Annotated in this window: 20 protein-coding genes; 15 read left to right on the top strand and 5 right to left on the bottom strand. The window is 33.3% G+C overall.

Going from position 1 to position 21169, the window contains the following annotated elements:
• Nucleotides 1–11: 11 nt before the first annotated feature.
• On the bottom strand, nucleotides 12–3452 hold the full coding sequence (locus ASD98_RS10980; RefSeq protein WP_056204239.1) for a methylmalonyl-CoA mutase family protein: 3441 nt from the start codon (nucleotides 3450–3452) through the stop codon (nucleotides 12–14).
• Nucleotides 3453–3745: 293 nt separating this feature from the next.
• On the opposite strand from ASD98_RS10980, the gene ASD98_RS10975 reads away from it, so the two are divergent.
• The 5 genes from ASD98_RS10975 to purU all read left to right on the top strand — a co-directional run bounded on the left by ASD98_RS10975 (nucleotide 3746) and on the right by purU (nucleotide 8394).
• A complete protein-coding gene (locus ASD98_RS10975; RefSeq protein WP_056204413.1) occupies nucleotides 3746–5353 on the top strand; it encodes a murein L,D-transpeptidase in 1608 nt (535 codons plus the stop codon).
• Between the two features lie 184 nt (nucleotides 5354–5537).
• Entirely contained in the window at nucleotides 5538–5879 is a 342-nt protein-coding gene (locus ASD98_RS10970) for a hypothetical protein (protein WP_056204410.1), read from the top strand.
• 240 nt (nucleotides 5880–6119) lie between these two features.
• Nucleotides 6120–6536 (top strand): cytochrome c oxidase assembly factor Coa1 family protein, encoded by a 417-nt coding sequence (locus ASD98_RS10965; RefSeq protein ID WP_056204235.1) that lies wholly within the window; start codon nucleotides 6120–6122, stop codon nucleotides 6534–6536.
• A 179-nt stretch (nucleotides 6537–6715) separates the two neighbouring features.
• The gene (locus tag ASD98_RS10960) at nucleotides 6716–7435 is read left to right on the top strand and encodes a DUF4197 domain-containing protein (RefSeq protein WP_056204232.1); all 720 of its coding nucleotides are present in this window, start codon (nucleotides 6716–6718) and stop codon (nucleotides 7433–7435) included.
• A 104-nt stretch (nucleotides 7436–7539) separates the two neighbouring features.
• The gene (gene purU, locus ASD98_RS10955; protein ID WP_056204229.1) at nucleotides 7540–8394 is read left to right on the top strand and encodes a formyltetrahydrofolate deformylase; all 855 of its coding nucleotides are present in this window, start codon (nucleotides 7540–7542) and stop codon (nucleotides 8392–8394) included.
• A gap of 348 nt (nucleotides 8395–8742) precedes the next feature.
• On the opposite strand, the gene ASD98_RS10950 is transcribed toward purU, so the two are convergent.
• The 4 genes from ASD98_RS10950 to ASD98_RS10935 form a co-directional block, all read right to left on the bottom strand.
• Entirely contained in the window at nucleotides 8743–10236 is a 1494-nt protein-coding gene (locus ASD98_RS10950; RefSeq protein ID WP_056204226.1) for a catalase, read from the bottom strand.
• Nucleotides 10237–10858: 622 nt separating this feature from the next.
• Nucleotides 10859–11659, bottom strand: coding sequence for an ABC transporter substrate-binding protein (locus ASD98_RS10945; protein WP_056204225.1), 801 nt, complete (start codon nucleotides 11657–11659; stop codon nucleotides 10859–10861).
• A 125-nt stretch (nucleotides 11660–11784) separates the two neighbouring features.
• Nucleotides 11785–12606, bottom strand: coding sequence for an orotidine-5'-phosphate decarboxylase (gene pyrF / locus ASD98_RS10940; protein WP_056204222.1), 822 nt, complete (start codon nucleotides 12604–12606; stop codon nucleotides 11785–11787).
• 109 nt (nucleotides 12607–12715) lie between these two features.
• Entirely contained in the window at nucleotides 12716–14899 is a 2184-nt protein-coding gene (locus ASD98_RS10935; RefSeq protein WP_056204220.1) for an OmpA family protein, read from the bottom strand.
• A gap of 159 nt (nucleotides 14900–15058) precedes the next feature.
• Here ASD98_RS10935 and ASD98_RS10930 point away from each other — a divergent pair, with 159 nt between their 5' ends.
• The 10 genes from ASD98_RS10930 (at nucleotide 15059) to ASD98_RS10890 (ending at nucleotide 21134) form a co-directional block, all read left to right on the top strand.
• Complete coding sequence (locus ASD98_RS10930) at nucleotides 15059–15532, top strand: Dps family protein (RefSeq protein ID WP_056204218.1); 474 nt, start codon at nucleotides 15059–15061, stop codon at nucleotides 15530–15532.
• A gap of 107 nt (nucleotides 15533–15639) precedes the next feature.
• Nucleotides 15640–15825 (top strand): CsbD family protein, encoded by a 186-nt coding sequence (locus tag ASD98_RS10925; protein WP_053474138.1) that lies wholly within the window; start codon nucleotides 15640–15642, stop codon nucleotides 15823–15825.
• A gap of 163 nt (nucleotides 15826–15988) precedes the next feature.
• The gene (locus ASD98_RS10920) at nucleotides 15989–16540 is read left to right on the top strand and encodes an AraC family transcriptional regulator (RefSeq protein WP_056204216.1); all 552 of its coding nucleotides are present in this window, start codon (nucleotides 15989–15991) and stop codon (nucleotides 16538–16540) included.
• Nucleotides 16541–16561: 21 nt separating this feature from the next.
• A complete protein-coding gene (locus tag ASD98_RS10915) occupies nucleotides 16562–17011 on the top strand; it encodes a response regulator (RefSeq protein ID WP_053474140.1) in 450 nt (149 codons plus the stop codon).
• Nucleotides 17012–17021: 10 nt separating this feature from the next.
• On the top strand, nucleotides 17022–18803 hold the full coding sequence (locus ASD98_RS10910; protein ID WP_056204214.1) for a CHASE3 domain-containing protein: 1782 nt from the start codon (nucleotides 17022–17024) through the stop codon (nucleotides 18801–18803).
• A gap of 143 nt (nucleotides 18804–18946) precedes the next feature.
• Nucleotides 18947–19516: a DUF4142 domain-containing protein gene (locus ASD98_RS10905; RefSeq protein WP_056204212.1), complete on the top strand. Its 570-nt coding sequence runs from the start codon at nucleotides 18947–18949 to the stop codon at nucleotides 19514–19516.
• Nucleotides 19517–19564: 48 nt separating this feature from the next.
• Nucleotides 19565–20218 (top strand): porin family protein, encoded by a 654-nt coding sequence (locus ASD98_RS10900; protein WP_056204209.1) that lies wholly within the window; start codon nucleotides 19565–19567, stop codon nucleotides 20216–20218.
• Nucleotides 20219–20255: 37 nt separating this feature from the next.
• The gene (locus tag ASD98_RS23840) at nucleotides 20256–20408 is read left to right on the top strand and encodes a lmo0937 family membrane protein (RefSeq protein WP_128414821.1); all 153 of its coding nucleotides are present in this window, start codon (nucleotides 20256–20258) and stop codon (nucleotides 20406–20408) included.
• Nucleotides 20409–20458: 50 nt separating this feature from the next.
• Nucleotides 20459–20743 (top strand): YtxH domain-containing protein, encoded by a 285-nt coding sequence (locus ASD98_RS10895; RefSeq protein ID WP_053474144.1) that lies wholly within the window; start codon nucleotides 20459–20461, stop codon nucleotides 20741–20743.
• A gap of 37 nt (nucleotides 20744–20780) precedes the next feature.
• The gene (locus ASD98_RS10890; RefSeq protein WP_056204206.1) at nucleotides 20781–21134 is read left to right on the top strand and encodes a hypothetical protein; all 354 of its coding nucleotides are present in this window, start codon (nucleotides 20781–20783) and stop codon (nucleotides 21132–21134) included.
• The last annotated feature ends 35 nt before the right edge of the window (nucleotides 21135–21169 follow it).

Here is a 21169-nt window from a genome sequence, read left to right as displayed (position 1 = left end):
AAAAATAAAAATTACATATTCCTTCTATACTGCCCACCAACTTCAAACAACGCCGAAGTAATCTGCCCCAAAGAACAAACCTTTGTAGCTTCCATTAAATGATCGAATAAATTTTCGTTTTTAATCGCTGCTTCTTGTAGTTTATTTAAATGCTCATTAACTTTTGCTTCGTGAAATTGATGCAGATTATCCAGCATCGTAATCTGATATTGCTTTTCTTCTTCGGTAGCGCGAATTACTTCTGCCGGAATTACCGTTGGCGAACCTTTTGAACTCAGGAATGTATTTACACCCACAATTGGGAAATCTCCGTTGTGTTTTAAAGTTTCGTAATACAAACTTTCTTCCTGAATTTTAGATCTTTGGTACATCGTTTCCATTGCGCCAAGAACTCCGCCTCTTTCTGTAATTCTGTCAAATTCTTGTAAAACTGCCGCTTCAACTAAATCCGTTAATTCTTCGATGATAAACGAACCTTGTATTGGGTTTTCGTTTTTCGCTAAACCTAATTCTTTATTAATAATCAGCTGAATTGCCATGGCACGACGTACAGATTCTTCGGTTGGTGTTGTAATCGCTTCGTCGTAAGCATTTGTATGTAATGAATTACAGTTATCATAAATAGCGTATAAAGCCTGTAAAGTCGTTCTGATATCATTAAAATCAATTTCCTGCGCGTGTAACGAACGTCCAGAAGTCTGAATATGGTATTTCAGCATTTGTGCTCTTTCGTTGGCTCCGTATTTGTTTTTCATGGCTTTTGCCCAAATTTTACGTGCCACACGGCCAATAACCGAATATTCAGGATCAACTCCGTTTGAGAAGAAGAACGATAAATTTGGTCCAAAATCGTTGATGTTCATTCCGCGGCTCAAATAATATTCCACGTAAGTGAAACCATTAGAAAGCGTAAAAGCCAATTGCGTAATTGGGTTCGCGCCCGCCTCTGCAATATGATATCCTGAAATCGAAACCGAATAGAAATTCCGAACGTTTTTAGTAATAAAATATTCCTGAACGTCGCCCATTAATCGCAAAGCAAATTCGGTTGAGAAAATACACGTATTCTGCGCCTGATCTTCTTTTAAAATATCGGCCTGAACCGTTCCACGAACTTGTGCTAAAGTTTTTACTTTTATTTCGTTATAAACATCCAAAGGTAAAACCTGATCTCCGGTAACGCCCAAAAGCATTAATCCTAAACCGTTGTTTCCTTCCGGTAAATCGCCTTGGTATTTAGGGCGTTCCGTTCCTTTTTCTTTATATATTTTGTTGATTTTAGCTTCAACTTCTTTTTCTAATTCATTGGCTTTAATGTACAATTCACATTGCTGATCAATCGCCGCATTCATAAAGAACCCTAACAACATTGGCGCCGGCCCGTTGATCGTCATACTTACCGAAGTTAAAGCATGGACCAAATCAAACCCTGAATACAGTTTTTTGGCATCATCCAAACAACAGATTGAAACTCCTGCATTTCCAATTTTCCCGTAAATATCCGGACGTAAATCTGGATCGTTTCCGTATAAAGTAACGCTGTCAAAAGCCGTCGAAAGTCGTTTTGCCGGCAATCCCGCACTTACATAATGAAAACGTTTGTTGGTTCTTTCTGGTCCGCCCTCGCCCGCAAACATTCTCGACGGATCTTCGCCTTCACGTTTAAACGGATATAATCCCGAAGCAAAAGGGAACTCGCCAGGAACATTTTCCTGTAAATTCCAACGCAGGATATCGCCCCAGCCTTCATATTTAGGTAAAGCAATTTTCGGAATTTGTAAATGTGATAAACTTTCAGAATGTGTTGCAATCTTGATTTCTTTATCACGAACTTTAAAAGAGTAAACCGGATTTTTATATTTCGCTACTTTTTCATCCCAATTCAGAATAATTTCCCAATTGTACGGATCTAAATCCATTTTTACTTTATCAAACTGATTCAGTAAAAGATTTAAAAAGATTCTGTTTTCGTCATGTGCTTCGACTGCGCTTGGTAAAACAGTAGAATCATCAATTCCAGCTTTATTGATTTGAGGAACTTTCCCAGAAACCGATTCTATGGTTTTGAAAATTCCGTATAATTTTTGCGCTACTTTTTGCTGTGAAAGCGCAATTTCATCATAAGATCTGTTATTCTCTGCAATTTCAGATAAATAACGTGTTCTGTGCGGCGGAATCACGAAGATTTTCTCGCTCATTTCTTTTGTGATTTCAAAAGTCGATTTCAATTCAGAGTTCGTTTTTTCGACCACTTTATCCATAATCGCTTTGTAAAGCGTATTCATTCCCGGATCGTTAAACTGAGAAGCAATAGTTCCAAAAACCGGCATTTCATCAGGATTCTTATCCCAAAGATTATGGTTACGCTGGTATTGTTTTTTTACATCACGCAAAGCATCAAGTGCACCTCTTTTATCAAATTTATTTAAAGCTACTAAATCGGCAAAATCAAGCATGTCGATTTTTTCCAATTGTGTTGCAGCTCCAAACTCTGGAGTCATTACATATAAGGATACATCAGAATGATCCATAATCTCGGTATCGGACTGTCCAATTCCAGAAGTTTCCAGAATAATCAAATCGTATTTTGCGGCTTTCAAAACCTGAATCGCCTCGGCTACATATTTAGATAAAGCCAAATTCGACTGACGAGTTGCCAGCGAACGCATATATACACGAGGATTATTAATAGCATTCATACGGATTCTGTCTCCTAAAAGCGCTCCTCCGGTTTTTCTTTTCGAAGGATCGACAGAAATTAATCCGATTGTCTTTTCAGGAAAATCAATTAAAAAACGACGAACCAATTCATCTACCAAAGAAGATTTTCCGGCACCACCCGTTCCTGTAATTCCTAAAACCGGAATTATAGAATTAGTATTGCTTTCGTGAATTTTATCAAAAACTGGTTTTGCAATTTCAGGAAAATTCTCTGCTGCCGAAATTAAACGTGCAATTGCCGTTGGCACTTTATTTTCGATATGATCGATTTCTCCGTTTAATTTATCTCCAATAGGAAAATCAGACTGCTGCACCAAATCATTAATCATTCCCTGAAGCCCTAAAGAACGGCCGTCATCCGGCGCGTAAATTCGGGTAATTCCATATTCATGCAATTCTGAAATTTCGCTTGGCAGGATTACTCCGCCGCCGCCGCCAAAAATTTTAATGTGGCCCGCTCCCTTTTCATGAAGCAAGTCATACATATATTTAAAGTATTCGTTGTGCCCGCCCTGGTAAGATGTCATGGCAATTGCATTTGCATCTTCCTGAATGGCTGTATTAACCACTTCCTCTACACTTCTGTCATGCCCCAGGTGAATTACTTCAACTCCGGTTGACTGAATTATACGACGCATTATATTAATCGCTGCATCATGGCCGTCAAAAAGCGAAGCAGCGGTTACAATTCTTACTTTATTTTTAGGAATATATGGTATTTGTTGTTCCATTTTATGAATATGATAATTTTATGGACGCAATTTACAAAATATTTTAATATTTGTTTATGATCAAACCTTTATGTTTTAAAAAAATATATCGATTTCGTTAATAACTAGGGTAACAAATATCCTAACCAGCTGATTTATACTATATAAACCTACAACATGGCAATCTTGCAAAATCTAAATGTAATAAAGCAACTCATTCTCAACAACCTAAAGTAATTTAGCAGTGTAGAAAAGGCCCCAAATTTTTACCAAAACTTTCGAATCTAAGTAGTAACGTAAAAATTGAAATGAAAATGAAAACAACATATCCACTAAGCATAATTTTAGCTCTTAGTTTCACTATATTATCTTTTGGAAAACATAATAATAGTAGTACTAGAGAAAACATAAGTTTGAATAAATCTTATCTAAATAACAATTCAGATACAAAAGTTGACAGTGAAGTATTGACTGATTTCTTTAAAAGATATTCTGATTTAAAAAAATATCAAAATGAGGTTGTCTCATTATATAAAACAAGATCTTACGAACCAATTTGGTATGAGGGAGACAAAATCAATGAATTTGGAAAAACCTTGTATGACAAATTGAATGATACTTATGATGAAGGTTTAATTTTTGAACTTCCTTATAAATATGAAATTGATCAAATTTTCAAAAAAAGATCGGACGATAAACCATCAAAAGCTGATTCTGACATGCTTTTGAGTGCTGCATACATTATATATATGAATCGTGTGTATGTTGGTTTAGATGCTGAAACCGCAAAAAAAACAGGATGGCTTCTTCCAAAAAAAGAAATATCTTATGATACATTGTTAGATTCTTTAATGACCGAACCTACATTATTAGAGAAAAATGACGATCTTCTTTTTAACCAATATTATAAATTACAGGATGCTCTTAAAAAATACAGAGAAATAGAAAAATCTGGTGCCTGGAAACCTATTGTTGCCGAAAAACCATATAAAGATCTTCGCCCTGACGCCAATACACCTACAATTGGACAAGTTAGAACGAGATTATTTATTTTGGGTGATTTAGCTCATGACTCTAAAAGTAATTTTTATGATCGTGAATTAATGGATGGTGTAATGAAATATAAACTTAGAAATGGGTTTAAACCAAATTACATTCTGTCTGAAGATCATATTAAGGAAATGAACATTCCGCTTGAGGACAAGATTAACACCCTGATGGTTAATATGGAAAGATGTCGTTGGATTTCTCCAAAAATTTTGAAAGACAAAGAATATATTATTGTAAATATTCCTTCTTTTGAACTGGTATATGTAAAAAACGGAAAACCGGAACTTACTTCTAAAGTTTTTGTGGGATCTGCGGTAACTAAAACAACCATATTTAACGGAAATATTGATAAAATTGTTTTCAGCCCATACTGGACAGTTCCTCAAAGTATTGTTGATAATGAATTGAAAATGAAAATGGCTGCCGATCCTAATTATCTGGCAGAAAAAAATATGGAAATGGTGAATGGTCAGGTAAGACAAAAACCGGGTCCAAATAATTCTCTTGGATTGGTGAAATTTATTTTCCCAAATCCTGAAGATATTTACATGCACGATACTCCTGCAAAATCATTATTCGATTTTGAAAGAAGAACTTTCAGCCACGGTTGTATTAACGTAAGCAAAGCCAAAGAATTAGCCATTGCAATGGTTAAAGATTATCCTGAATGGACAACAGAAAAAATCAACAAAGCAATGGAAGGAAAAACTGAAACTACTTTTAAACTGCCAAATAAAGTGCCTATCTACATTACTTATTTTACTTCATGGGTTCATGATTCTGGAGAAATAAGTTTTTATCAGGATGTTTATGAAAAAGATACAGAGTTAAATAATTTCTTATTTCCCGTTGATGGAGTAGCTTCAAACTAATTATATAGTAAATCATAAAATAAATAAAATCGGGAATTCACTTAAATGGATTCTCGATTTTTCGTTTTTTAAAAATACCCTAACTTATTAATTTTAAAACTTTTAAGTCTAAAAATATTTTGACTTCTGTCGCAACTTTGCAGTGTAATACTACCACTAATATTAATTGCAAAATCAATTTATCATGAAGACAGAGAATATCGATGGATTAACACTTTTTGAAATAAATCTATTAATTCAACAAGGAGCAAGATTTGTAATGTTTCCGAACTTAATGACAAAAATCAAAAGTTATACGATTTATTTTATACGTCCAGAAGAAAAAGCATTTAAATATGCCATAAAACACTTTTTAAAGAATATAGCACTTGGCTGGCGCACACTTCCGTTACGACCCTTTTATATTTCAAAATCTTTATTTTATTTAGCAATTGGCGGTAAAGATTATACTCATAACATATTAGCTGATTTAAAGCAAATCAATCCGGTTTACAATCCAAATTTATATTGCCTGCAATACGTTTAAACTACCTTTTTTGTCCCTAAAAAACTTAGTTATATAATTTGTTACGGTAAACCAAAAGCTATCAAGACAATCAGCAAATCCTACTACACCTGATAAAAAATGCTTTTTAGTAATTCGTTTATCTCAAACAAAAAAAATCATCTTATAAATTTTATAAGGTGATTTTTTTTGTTTCCGTTTGATCTGAAAATTATATCTTTCAGAAAATTAAACGAATCAAAAAATTAACCTTCTATTACTATGAATGACGATTATCAACCTCAAAAAAATTGGTGGGACAGAAACTGGAAATGGTTTGTCCCAACCGGATGTTTAAGCCTTATAATACTTTTTGCTTTATTTATTGGCGGAATATTTTTTGGAGTAACATCAATGATGAAAGATTCTGATGCTTTTAAAGAATCGATCGCAGCCGTTCAGCACAATAAAATAGTAATTGAAAAATTAGGAAACCCAATTGAAACTGATGGAATGATCTCCGGAAGTATAAGCACAACCAACAATACCGGAAATTGCGATTTACAAATTCCGATAAAAGGCCCTAAAGGAAAAGCTACTCTATTTGTTGTTGCCACAAAAAGAGGAAAATGGAAATACGATCAAATGTCTGTTTATATTGAGAAAACAAAAGAAGAGATTGATTTGTTGCAGAAATAGTTTTTTTTTAAAGTAGGCTAAGGTGCTGAGGCGCTAAGTTTTTTTCTACTATTTGATTTTGTATTAAATTAAAACATTACAATTGTTAATAATAAAACAAAATGTTACATGTCGTTAAATAAATTGTGGCTTTATTTTTGAATATGTAGTATTTTTGAACCTTAATAAAACCCCAATAAATGAAAAAGATTTTTTTATTAGCCATTACATTTTCTCTAACGTCATGTGCGCAGGTACAGCAGACTTTAAATCAATTACCGCAAATATCATCTCAGATTCCGGGAGTTGGCGGCGTTGATATCGCTTCTGGATTAAAAGAAGCTCTTAACAAAGGAATTACTGAACAAGTAAGTAAATTAACCGCAGTAGATGGTTTTTATAAGAATGAAGCCGTAAAAATTTTAATGCCGGCAGAATTACAAAAAGTAGATGCTACATTGCGTAAAATTGGTCTTGGCTCGCTGGCTGATGAAGGAATAAAAGTTTTAAACCGCGCAGCCGAAGATGCTGTAAAAGAAGCAACACCTATATTTGTTTCGGCAGTTAAAAATATGTCGTTTACAGATGCTAAAAATATCTTACTAGGAAATGATAGTGCTGCAACTACTTATTTACAAGGAAGTACAACTACAGCTTTATACGGAAAATTTAATCCGGTAATTAAAAGTTCTTTTGAAAAAGTAGGTGCCGATGTTGTATGGACAAAAATCATTAACAAATACAATACTATTCCGTTAGTGAAAAAAGTAAATCCTGATTTAACTGATTATACAACAAATCAGGCACTAGCAGGAGTTTTTAAAATGATTGCTGTAGAAGAAAAAGATATCCGTAATAATATCAGTGCAAGAACAACTCCTTTATTAAAAAGTGTTTTTGCAATGCAGGACGGAAAATAGTTTTTTTCCTAAAGGTTCAAAGGCTCAAAGTTACAAAGGGACAGAGCACCTGGTAACTTTTAACCTTTACAACTTTGCCATTAACCAAAACCAATAAACTAAAAATGCAAAAAATAACCATTCTGATTCATTGCAAAGACCAAAAAAACATCATTGCATCAGTAACTACTTTTATTGCCCAAGTGGAAGGAAATATTACCTACATCGACCAGCATGTTGATGTAGAGCAAAATGTATTTTTTATGCGATTGGAATGTGAATTTACCAATCCGAAAGTTACGATCGAAAGCTTAAAAGGAGAATTTGACAAAACACTTGCAACTAATTTTAATATGTCATGGGATTTGTACAATCAGGAACAAAAACCAAAAATGGCATTGTTTGTTTCTAAATATGATCACTGTTTATTTGATATTTTAGGAAGATACAGCGCTGGGGAATTAAATGTTGAAATTCCGGTAATTATAAGTAATCATAATGATTTGAGATCAATTGCAGAGCGTTTTGACATTCCGTTTCACTGTGTGCCTTTTACGAAAGATAATAAAGAAGAAGGTGAAGCGAAACAAATTGAACTTTTAAAAAGATACGAAATTAATTTTATCGTTTTGGCGCGCTATATGCAGATCATTACACCAAAATTAATTTCGCTTTACGAAAATAGAATTATCAATATTCACCATTCCTTTTTACCGGCATTTCCTGGTGCGAAACCTTATCATTCGGCATTTAAACGAGGAGTAAAAATTATTGGCGCAACAAGTCATTACGTTACCGAAGAATTAGACGAAGGCCCAATTATCGAGCAGGATATTGCAAGAGTTTCTCATATTCATTCCGTTGAAGATTTTATTATGAAAGGGCGTGACTTAGAGCGTATTGTTTTAGCAAGAGCTATAAAATTGCATGCCGAACGTAAAACAATGGTTTACAGCAATAAGACTGTTGTTTTCTCTTAGGTTCAAAGGCTCAGAGGTTCAAAGGAACAAAGGTTTACTTTTTTACATTTACACATAATTATTAAACCGGACTGAAGTCCGGCCCTACAATATAGATCGAGCCAAAGGCTCTTTTATAGTTCCGAAGGAACAAATTATATTGTAGGGCCGGACTTCAGTCCAGTTTCACAAATGTTTTGTGCATAGGTTTTGCCCACGGACTTAACGAATGAAACAGGTTTCCGCTGGTTTATTTTTTATATTTTTTCATATTAAAAAACAAACCCGACAGGATTTAAAAATCCTATCGGGTTTAATTTTAAATTCTAATTAAGATTCAGAACCTTTGTTCCTTTGAACCTATGTAACTTAGCGAACCACAATCGCCAGTCTAGGATCATCAAAAGTATTCACTTCGTTCATTGTTAGACCTAATGCGTTTGCAACACCTTCTCCGTATGCAGGATCGGCTTTGTAACAGTTTCTGATGTGACGAATCTGGATAAACTTTTGAGCACCTCCTACTTGCCCTGCAGTATTTTTAAACAACAATTGTTTTTTCTCCGGAGTTAATAAGTTGAATAATAATCCTGGCTGCGTGAAATAATCGTTATCGTCATCTCTAAAATTATGCGCCCAAGCATCCCCATGAAGTTTCAATGGTGGTTCTTTAAATTCTGGCTGTTCTTGCATCTCACCAAAACTATTTGGCTCATAATGTTTTTTAGATCCGTTATTCCCGTCAACACGCATTGCTCCGTCTCTATGGAAAGTATTGTATGGGCATCTTGCTGAATTTACCGGAATTTGGAAATTATTTACTCCTAAACGGTATCTATGCGCATCTCCGTAAGAGAATAAACGAGCTTGCAGCATTTTATCTGGTGAGAAACTAATTCCAGGAACAACATGCGCCGGATTAAATGCAGCCTGCTCTACTTCTGCAAAATAATTTTCAGGGTTTTTGTTTAATTCGAATTCTCCAACTGGAATCAATGGAAAATCTTTTTTCAACCAAACTTTAGTCAAATCAAAAGGATGAAAACGATAATTTTCAGCTTGTTCTTCGGTCATGATTTGAACGAACAATTTCCATTTTGGGAAGTTTCCTTCTTCGATGGCATCAAATAAATCTCTTTGGTGGCTTTCTCTGTCTCCTCCAACTAATTGAGCTGCTTCTTCATCAGAAAGGTTATCAATTCCTTGCTGTGTTACAAAATGAAATTTCACATAATGTCTTTCGTTTTGATGATTGATGAAACTAAAAGTATGGCTTCCAAATCCGTGCATTTGTCTGTATGATCTAGGAATTCCTCTATCACTCATTACAATTGTAACCTGATGTAAAGCTTCTGGCAATAATGTCCAAAAATCCCAATTGTTATCAGCACTTCTTAGGTTCGTTTTTGGGTCACGTTTTACGGCATGGTTTAGATCAGGAAATTTCATTGGATCTCTAAAAAAGAATACCGGAGTATTGTTTCCAACCAAATCCCAGTTTCCTTCATTCGTATAAAATTTCAAAGCAAAACCACGAATATCTCTTTCGGCATCAGCAGCACCTCTTTCTCCTGCAACAGTAGAAAAACGAGCAAACATTTCTGTTTTTTTACCAATTTCCGAAAACAAATCGGCTCTTGTGTATTTTGTAATATCGTGAGTTACCGTAAAAGTTCCGTAAGCGCCAGATCCTTTTGCATGCATACGACGTTCCGGGATTACCTCTCGATCAAAATGTGCCATTTTTTCTAAAAACCAAAAATCTTGTAATAAAACCGGGCCTCGCGGGCCTGCTGTTTGAATATTTTGGTTGTCTGGAACTGGAGTTCCTGTAGCAGTTGTTAATTTTTTGTTTGATTCCATATCGCTGATTTTTAATGTTTTATCAAATATACAAACTAATCTCTACGATATTCATAAACAAAATTGATTGTTATTATATTTTAATAATCAAAAATTATTTAACGCTGCAGAAAGCTCAAAAACGGGTTTTGACAAATCTTAACTTATGGTCAACAAAGTAATAACAAAACCTTAACAGCTTAAGATTGATATATGTCGGACATTTGTAATGTAATAAACTGGTTATTTATTATTTTGGTTTTGGTTAGTTAAATGATGCCGGCGTCTTCGAGATGCCGGCATTCTTTTTTTATATAAGTTTTAGTTTCAGGTTGCTTTATTTTGAGCATAATTTAACCCCAGCACAAGTTTTTTTATCCAAAACTAAAACTTTGACATTAACTTATATCCAACAAAGTAATAACAAGACCTTAACAGCTTAAGATTGATATATGTCGGACATTTGTAATGTAATAAACTGGTTATTTATTATTTTGGTTTTGGTTAGTTAAATGATGCCGGCGTGTTTGAGATGCCGGCATTATTTTTTGGTTAAATTCCAATAAAAAAATTCCAAATTCCAATTTTTTCACGAAACTGGAAAATTGGAATTTGGAGTTTTAAATTATTGAGATTTCTTTTTTTAATTCTTCAATCTTTCGTGCAGTAATTTAAAATAAGAGAAAGCCTTTAATAATCGGCTGCCGTGCCATGAGAACATTTCACCGTCGACGAAAATGGTTTTGGCATGATGAGTAAACCTTCCTATTTCAAAGGCATCTTCTTCTTTAAAAGGATAGGGTTCTGAGGAAAGAAAAACAAGATCCGGATCACCTTCTAAACGCATTTTTTTTAGTTCGATTTCAGGATAACGCCCTTTATCTTCATAAATGTTTGTAAAATGATTCAGTTTTAATAACTCATTTATATAAGTATCTTTCCCGGCGACCATGTACGGATTCTTCCAAATAAAATAAGCCGCTTTTTTTACTTCAATATCCTGAATATATTTTTTGAAATCGCTCAAGGCGAAAGTCAATTTATCATTCCACTTTTGAGATTCGGTTCTACAGTTGAATAATTGTCCGAAATCTGAAATCATCTGGAAATTATCTTCTATAGAAACGATATTCGTAACCCAAACCGGGCAGATTTCCTGTAATTGTTTTACGATTTCTTCTGTGTTTTCTTCTTTATTACAAATGATAATATCGGGCTGCAATAATTTTATTTTTTCAAAATGGATTTTCTTCGTTCCGCCTACAATCTTTTTGGTTGATTTAAAATGAAACGGATGCACACAAAACTTCGTAATTCCGATAATTTTATCTTCTAAACCTAAATCATAAAGCAATTCTGTTTGAGAAGGGACCAAAGAAATAATTCTTTTTGGAGCTGTCTCAAAAGAATGAACGGTTCCTATTTGATCAGTTAACTGTTTCATTTATTTAGATTGTCTTTTTAACCGCAAAGTTCGCAAAGATTTACGCTAAGAGCACAAAGTTTATTTCTTTGCGAACCTTGCTAAAACCTTAGCGAACTTTGCGGTTAATTTATTTATAAAGTTATTTAAAACTTAGAATTAATAATCTCTTCCATTTCCTGCTGCACTTTCAAAGCCTCTTCTCTTGCCTTTTCTGCAAAGTCTGTTCCTTTTGAAGCATAGATTATAGCTCTTGCCGAGTTTACTAATAAACCAATTTTATCGTTCATTCCGTATTTGCATACTTCAGATAAGCTTCCTCCTTGAGCGCCAATTCCGGGAACTAATAAAAAGCTGTCTGGAACAATTTTTCTGATATCCGCAAAATATTCTGCTTTTGTAGCGCCAACCACATACATTAAGTTATGGCTGTTTTTCCATGTTTTAGAGGTTTCTAAAACTTGTTTGTATAATTCTGTTCCGTTTGTGTTTAAAGTCTGAAAATCGAAAGCACCTTCGTTAGAGGTTAAAGCTAACATGATTGTATGTTTATTTTCGAAAGCCAGGAAAGGTTCTACAGAATCTTTTCCCATATAAGGTGCAACGGTTACACTGTCAAAATTTAAATCTTCAAAAAAAGCTTTAGCATACATACTTGATGTATTTCCAATATCGCCGCGTTTTGCATCGGCAATGGTAAAAATATCAGGATAATTTTCGTTGATATAATTGATTGTTTTTTGCAGAGACATCCATCCTTTTATTCCGTATGCTTCAAAGAAAGCGGTATTAGGTTTGTATCCAACGGTTAAATCATGAGTTGCGTCGATTATGGCTTTATTAAATTCAAAAATTGGATCTTCTGTTTCTAATAAATGCGGTGGAATTTTATTCAAATCAGGATCTAAGCCTACGCATAAAAATGATTTTTTTTGAAGAATTTGTTCGTGTAGTTGTTGTGTAGTCATATTGTTTTTTTAGTTCTTTTTCAAAGATTTTATTCTTTTTAGAAAGTATGCAAAAATAAAAAAAGCCACTCAATTAAGAATGGCTTTTTGGTTTTATATTCAACAGCAATTATAAATTACCTAAGTAAACAATTTCTGTTCTTCTGTTTTCGGCTCTTCCTGCTGCGGTTTTATTTGTTTTTACCGGTTTTGAGGCTCCATAACCTTTAGAAGTTAAATTGGCAGGATTTACTCCTTTTTCAATTAAAAGATCCATTACGGCTTTTGCTCTTGCTTCAGATAATTTCTGATTTGCTTTTGGATTCCCTACATTATCTGTGTGTCCGTTAATTGCAAATTTAGCATTTGGATAGTTCTTTAAAATTTCTTTGATTGCGTCAAGTCTTCCTGAAGTTTCTCCCATTTTAGCACCGTCTAAAGTTGCTTTTCCTGTATTGAAGAAAATAGATTTTGCTTCAACTTTTAATTGCGCTAATGTTTCTTTAGTTACTTTAGGACAACCTTTATTATCTGCTGGCCCGGCTACAAGAGGACAATCGTCTTCTTTGTCTAAAACACCGTCTTTATCAGCATCAAGATCCGGACATCCTTTGTTTACTGGTAATCCGGCAACTGCTGGGCAGGCATCGTCTTTATCTAAAACCCCATCTCCATCTGTGTCTGGCCAAGGGCATCCTTTATTTTCAACCGGACCTGCAGCTGCCGGGCAGGCATCTACATTATCTAATAAAGTATCTCCGTCAGAATCTTTCCATGGACATCCTTTATTTTCTTTTGGACCTTTTACATCCGGACAGGCATCGTCTTTATCAAAAACTTTGTCACCATCTGTATCTGGCCAAGGGCATCCATTATTTTCTTTAGGGCCGGCTACTTTTTTGCAGGCATCTTCTTTATCAATAATTCCGTCTCCATCGGTATCTTTAAACTGCTTTTCGTAAACCGGAATTTTCATCCCAACATAAAAATCTGCTCCTTTTGATTCTTTAGATACTAAATTGCTCAAAATAGAACCAGAACCTATAAAGAAAACTCCTGTACGCAAACCTGTACCAACCTGCATACCGCTATATTCCATATACGTTACCGGTACATAAAAACTAAACCATCTGCTTTCATAGCGAGGCGTTAACGTTACTCTGTCAGCAATTCCGTATGAATTTAGTTTATTGTTAGAAACCATACTGATGTCTCCATTAAGATTCAAATAGAATTTATTATACATATTCCAGTCTGCGTCGGCGTGAATAGCTGTTGGCAGATTTGTTTTTACCCCTTTTGAAGTTGAAATTTTAGTATAATGATCGTTTAAGAAATCATATAAATTGTCTGCATCATCAATCATTTGCTGTGTTACAACACCATTTACATTATAGGTATCCAGTTTAGAATTTTTGTAGTTAATAGCCCCAATATCTGTAACAGATAAACCGAAACGTAATTTGTATTTATTTAAATCTCTGAAGTTATTATCCGCAGGTTTTGCGTTTCTTAAATCGTATTGATCGTAATCTGGTCTCCATTCGTAAACCAATCCAAAATCAAAACCAAATCCGCGTGAAGCAGAGTCAAAATCATAATCTTCATTATTTTCCCAATCCTGGCTTCCTCCTACTGTAATTTCTCCACTTGATTGTAATAGCCCTAAGTGCGGATTTGTTGTGTTCTCAACATAAGTTACACTAACATTTTTTCCCTGAACATATGCATTTGCACCACCTTGTAAATATTTAGCAGTTAAACCTCCTTTTAAGAAATGCTGATTGTTTTGGTATAAAACTGCTGCATAAGAGATTCCTAATTCGCCCCAGGCATTAGAAGATCCGTTTGGGCTTCCTAAATTAAAATTAAAATCGCTTGCCTCATCTAAACCATCTTTTACCTGATCTACCAGATATCCGTTGATTTTGTTGGCATTCGTAATTGATCTTGCTCTTGTGAATACGGCAATAGTATGTTTTGGAGCAATATTAAACATGAAAGACGGTCCCATGATATCAAAATTTGCTAATGCATTATTAGCATTTTTTGGAGTCATTTTAGACTGGCTGTCAAAATCATAACCATCTTTATAAGTATCAAAAATTTTAACTCCGTACAAATCATTTTGTACAGATCCGCTAACAGAAAATATATTAATATCTGTTTTAAAACGGGAATCGGCTATAGAAGCCGGATTAAAAAGAACGCTTTGTACACCTGCGTAATTATCTTGAAAATAACCAATATAAGATTGTGCTTTGGCTGATACGGAAGTAATTAAAATAAATAAAATGAGTAACTGTTTTTTCATTATTCAGGGGTTTTAGTTTTAGTTGGCGGCAAAACTACAATTTTGAAATCATTAATATGTTATGAAAACATTGAATTCATGTAACATCTTTGGCTAATTATGTAAGATGCGCCAAGCTCTTCCTCTTTATTTTTGAATTGAATCCAAAAAACAACAATTATGACTCCACATATCGGAATATCGGCAGCAAACTTAAAAAAGAGTTCAACTATATTAGCCACGATTCTATCTAACGAAATGACACTTTATGTTAAAACCAGAAAATTTCACTGGAATATTTCAGGAAATAGTTTTATGGAACTGCATAAATTGTTTGAAGAACAATACCGCATTTTAGAAGCACAAATAGACGAAGTTGCAGAAAGAATCAGTCAGCTTGGCGAAAAAACGATTGGTACAATGAAGGAGTTTATCGAAAATTCTACACTTAAAGAATCTCCAAAAGAATATGCTTCGCAAAAACACATGCTTGAGGAACTTTTAGAAAATCATGAGCAGTTGGTTACAGAATTTAGAGATTACATTCCGGTTTTTGAAAACGAAACAAACGATGCCGGATCTGCTGATTTTGTTACAGGACTGCTACAGGAACACGAAAAAATGGCATGGGTTTTACGTCGTTATCAGGCCTAAATAAAGGCAAAATGTGAATTATGCAACGATCATCGAAATTCTTGTAACACAAATTTCATAGAGAAACTGCAACTTTACATTGTAATAATAACAAAACAAACGCGATCATGAATACTACAGAAATAAAAGGAAATTGGAATGAGTTAAAAGGAAAACTGAAGCAAAAATATGCTGAGTTGACAGATGATGATTTAATTTATGCTGAAGGAAAAGAAGACGAATTGTATGGAAAACTTCAGCAAAAATTAGGTAAAACTAAAGAAGAATTTCATCAAATTCTGTCAGATTTGTAAACCTTCTGACTCAATCAGGAAATACCGTCTAGTAATTAAATGTATTAGGCGGTATTTTTTTGAAACTTTTATTGATTATTATTACTGTTTATAGATTTTAAAAAAACATTAAACGCTGTAACCCCAAATAATTTATTTATCTTTAACCAAATTTTTTATAAAAATGAAGCTATTTATAAAGTTCGACATAAATACCATCTGTTCACTTTATCTAAAACAAAACCTGGAACAACAAAATATAAATTTTACCAGTTTAGGATTTGGCGAGATTGAGATTGATGACAATCTTGATGCTGATGCACTCGAAACTTTAAAAAATAATTTAATTCCGCATGGTTTTGAAGTTGTAGAAAATCAGAAAAGTGTTTTAGTACAAAAAATCAAAGATGCGATAATTGAGCTGGTCTTTATGGAAGACAGTAACAATTATAAAAGTTCTGTTTTTTTAGCAGAAAAACTCAACCATAGCTATGGTTATTTATCCAATGTTTTTTCGGAAGTTACTTATTCGTCTATCGAAAACTTCATCATTTTACAAAAAATAGAAAGAGCAAAACAATTAATTATTATTAATGAAATGAGTTTGACAGAAATTGCTTTTTTGTTAAATTACTCAAGCGTTGCGCATTTAAGTACGCAGTTTAAAAATACGACAGGAATTACTCCTTCGGCATTTCAAAGAATAATAAAGAAAAGAAGAGAAAATTTAAAATAAAAAACCAAATACCATACTAAAATGCAAAAAAACGCATTAAATATTTTACTGGCAGATGATGACGAGGATGATCGTCTTTTTTTTAAGGATGCATTTGAAGAAATCAAAATACAAACAAACGTGGAATTTGTTCATGACGGAATGCAGTTAATGGAGCATTTAATGGATCAGGATAACAAACTGCCGGATATTTTGTTTCTGGATTTAAATATGCCAAAAAAAACAGGTAAAGAGTGTTTGATTGAAATTAAAAAAACAGAGCATCTTAAAAATATAATTATTGCGATCTATTCTACTTCGTCTTCTGAAGAAGATATAGAAGACACTTTTATTCAGGGTGCCAATATTTATATTAAAAAACCAAGCGATTTCAATACGCTGAAAAAAATAATTAATGAAGTCGTGACCGTAAACTGGCACTATCATACCTCTGGGTTAAATCGTGATAATTTCTTGCTGCGACTAAAATAAAAGTATACCAATGAAATGGATACCAAATTTTAATTCTTCAAACTCTTTGAGAGTTATTTTTGTAATCGCAGTTTTCATTCTGTTATTTCTTTCTTCTATTGCTTATAAGCATAATCAGGACTTGAACGAATCGAGTAAGGTGGTTATGCATACTTATGAAATAAACATTCAGTTAGAAAGGTTAATGTCGGCAATTAAGGATGCCGAAACCGGTCAGAGAGGTTATATTATTACCCGAAATGCCCGTTTTTTAACTCCTTATATTTATTCTCGCGATAAGGTAAACACTTCATTTATTACATTAAAAAAATTAACTGCTGATAATCCCGTTCAGCAGGAAAATCTTCGAAGATTATTTAAGCTGATTATTCAGCGTTTTGTTTCTTTTGAAAATTGTCTAAAATACAGCGATCCTAAAACATATGATAAACGAAGACTCGACAATCATATGTTTGGAGGACGAATCCTGATGGAAAACATTCGTTTTAAAGTTGACGAAATGAACGACATCGAGAAAACGTATTTAAAAAACAGACTTAAAATTTATGACGATGAAATTTCGCTAAGTCCGCTTTTCTCTATTTCATTATTTTTAACAGCACTATTTTTTATCCTTTTAGCTTTCAGACAAATCAGTAAAGATTTCCAGCGCTTAAAAGTTTTCAATAAAAGACTTTTAATTTCAAACGGATTAATTTCAGAATCTGAAACCATTGGAAAATTTAGTACCTGGCAATGGGATTTAGATGCGAATAAAATCGATTATTCAGACAATCAATATCGTTTACTGGGTTATGAACCCGGCTCATTTACACCTGTAAAAGAAACTTTTTTAGACTTTGTACATCCTGATGATAAAGAAAATGTTTCGAATTCTATTGAAGGAATTTTAAAAAACAGACAGCTTCCGTTTGTCTATTATAAAGTATTACTTCCTAGTCACGAAATCAGATATTTTAAGTCGACCGGAAAATTATTGACCGATCAGCAGGGAAGTAAAATTTTACTTGGAATCAATTTTGATATTACCGATGAACATTTGCTAAATATTGAATTGCAGGAACGTAATAAAGAACTTGAAAAAAGCAATAAGGAACTTGCTTCTTTCAATCATGTGGCAAGTCACGACTTACAAGAGCCGCTGCGAAAAATACAGACTTTTATTTCGCGGGTTTCTGACGCTGATAAAGCGGGTATGTCACAAAGTGCAAGAGATTATATTGCTAAGATTGAGGTTTCGGCAAAAAGAATGCGTGTATTAATTGATGACTTACTTTTATTTTCGAAAACAAATACCACCAAGAAAGAATTTATAAAAACGAACTTAGAGGAATTGCTTCAAAACGCCGAATCTGAACTAACAGAAGTTATTGAAGAAAAAAGTGCTGTAATAGTGGCTAATAAACTTCCAAAACTTGCCGTTATTCCGTATCAAATTGAACAGCTTTTTATCAACTTAATTGGAAATTCTTTAAAATACAGCAGACCAAATGTTATACCCTCAATAACAATAGAGAGCACAAAGGTCAATTCTGAAGATTATCTGGAACTAGATCAAAATATTAAAAAATTCCATAAAATAACTTTTACTGACAACGGAATGGGATTTGATCCTCAATTTAAAGAAACGATCTTTATTTTGTTTCAGCGTTTGCATTCCAAAACAGATTATCCCGGAACCGGAATTGGTTTAGCAATTTGTAAGAAAATCGCAGACAACCATAAAGGATATATTATGGCTCATAGTGAACCAAATAAAGGATCTGTTTTTACCTTATTTCTCCCTGATTAAATTTCGTTAACTCCCTAAAACACTAACATATTAAACGTTATATAAATTCTTTATGGGAATTATATAACGTTTCTTTTTTATGCTGTAAAGCAAAACGTTGTATTCATTAGCATCTTTGTAATGTAATACTTTAAGAAGTAATAATGAAAACAATACCCGTACTGAAAGTGACATTTTTTAAAGTACTTTTTTTATTAATTATAATTTGTGTTTCGTCATGCAAAAAAAATAATTCGATAGAAAACACACTAAAAAAAAATGAAACTTTTGCGAAAAATGAGGAAGAAGAAACAGTAGCTTTTTTTTTTATCGAAACGGCCAACGTTGGAAAAACAATTATTTCGAAAAGTCAAATTGCACAACAAAAAAGTTCAGAAAATTCAATAGTGATTTTAGGTAAACAAATCGAAAGACATCAAAATCAACTGTTGCACGAAATAACAGAATTGGCAAACAAAAAGCTGATTATTATATCTGAAATTAATGCAACACACAGAGGAGATACTTATGAATTGATTACCGCAAATCCTTCAGATTTCAACAGAGTTTATTTAAATTCTATGAAAGAATGCCTGGAACAGCAGATTAAGTTATTAGAAACCGTTTCGAATGAAACTAACGATAAAATAATTTTAAAATTAGTATTGAAGTATTTGCCTGAACAATTTGACCTCTTAAGGGAAACCGAGAGAATTATTAAAGAGAAAAATTAAAAAAAAGAAATTATTAAAAGCCCGTATTACTAACTAAATTATTTTATTATGAAAATGCAAACCAATTTTTTATGCGCCTTAACCCTTTTTATTTCAGCTTCATTTGGAATGCTGCACGCTCAAGACAATAATGTAAACACCGAGTTTGGTGTAAAAGGAGGATTCAACATGTCGAATTTAATATCTGATGGTGAAAACGAACCTAATGATGAAAATGTTCTATACGGTTTTAATGCCGGTGTTTATGCCACATTACCAATTTCAGATTTTGTAGCAATTCAACCAGAGATTTTATTCACAACAAAGGGTTCTGAATTTGAATACGACAATGCTTTTGCATCAGGAAATGCCAAATTCAAATTAAACTATATCGAAGTTCCTCTTTTAGTAAGAGTTAACATTACTAAAAACTTTAATGTACATGCCGGTGGATATGCATCATATCTGGTAAGTTCTAAAGTTACAGGAAGCGGAGATTTTGATTTTGATGAAGATGTAGACACAGACGATTTAAACAAATTTGATGCGGGTATTGCTGCAGGTGTTGGAGTAGATTTTAGTCCAATAAGCATCGGATTACGTTATAACTATGGTCTTACAACAGTTGGAAAAGAAAGAACTGCTATTGACGGAACGACTTATACGTTTCCAGATGCAAAAAACAGCAATTTGACCTTATACCTTTCGTATAAGTTAAATTAAAAAACAATTTAATTACTAACTCATTAAATAAGCAGCCATGTCAAATTTATTATATACCGTAGCAGTAATACTTGTTATTCTGTGGGCTCTTGGGTTCTTTGTATACAGTTTCGGAAGTATCATCCATATTTTATTAGTAATTGCCATTATTGCCATTTTACTGAGACTTATCAAAGGCCGGGAGGTTTAAAAATTAATCAACATTAAATAAATATATTAATCTATTAAAAATCAAATATTATGAAAGCATCTAGCACAATTTTAGGAATCGTAGGAGCTGCAGCCGCAGGAGCATTATTAGGAGTATTATTCGCACCGGACAAAGGTTCAAATACTAGAAAAAAAATCAAAGATAAATCGAAAGATTACGGAGATAATATCAAAACAAAATTTGATGGTATTGTAAGCACAATCACTTCAAACGGTAAAGACATCATCGAGGAAGGAAAAGCAAAATTCAACCAGGTAAAAGATGATTTCAATACAGTTAAAGATGAAGCTAAAACTGTAAAATCAAACTACTAATATAAAGTGATTTTTTCAAACCATAAATACCAACATCATGGAACCAAATGCAACAACAAACCAGGATTTTAATCTATATGAAAAAGCTGAAAATTATACAAAAACGAGTTTAGAACTATTAAAACTCAAAACAATAAATTCAGTCGCCGATGGTGTTTCATCATTAGCATCTAAGATAGCAGTCGGTGTTGTTGTTGCATTTTTTACCTTGTTCCTTAATGTTGGTTTAAGTTTATGGATTGGGAAAGAACTCGGGGAATATTATTTTGGATTTTTTATCATGGCACTTTTCTATTTAATAGTGGCCATTGTACTGCACAAATCGCATCACAAGCTGATCAAAACCCCAATTGGTAACTCGATTATTTCGAGTATTTTAAAAGAGAAATAAACTGATTTAAAACTATTAATAACTAAAAAAGACTA

Origin of the sequence: Flavobacterium sp. Root186 (assembly GCF_001428525.1) — a bacterium.
Lineage (GTDB): Bacteria > Bacteroidota > Bacteroidia > Flavobacteriales > Flavobacteriaceae > Flavobacterium.
This window is presented reverse-complemented; position numbering and strand designations above follow the sequence as displayed.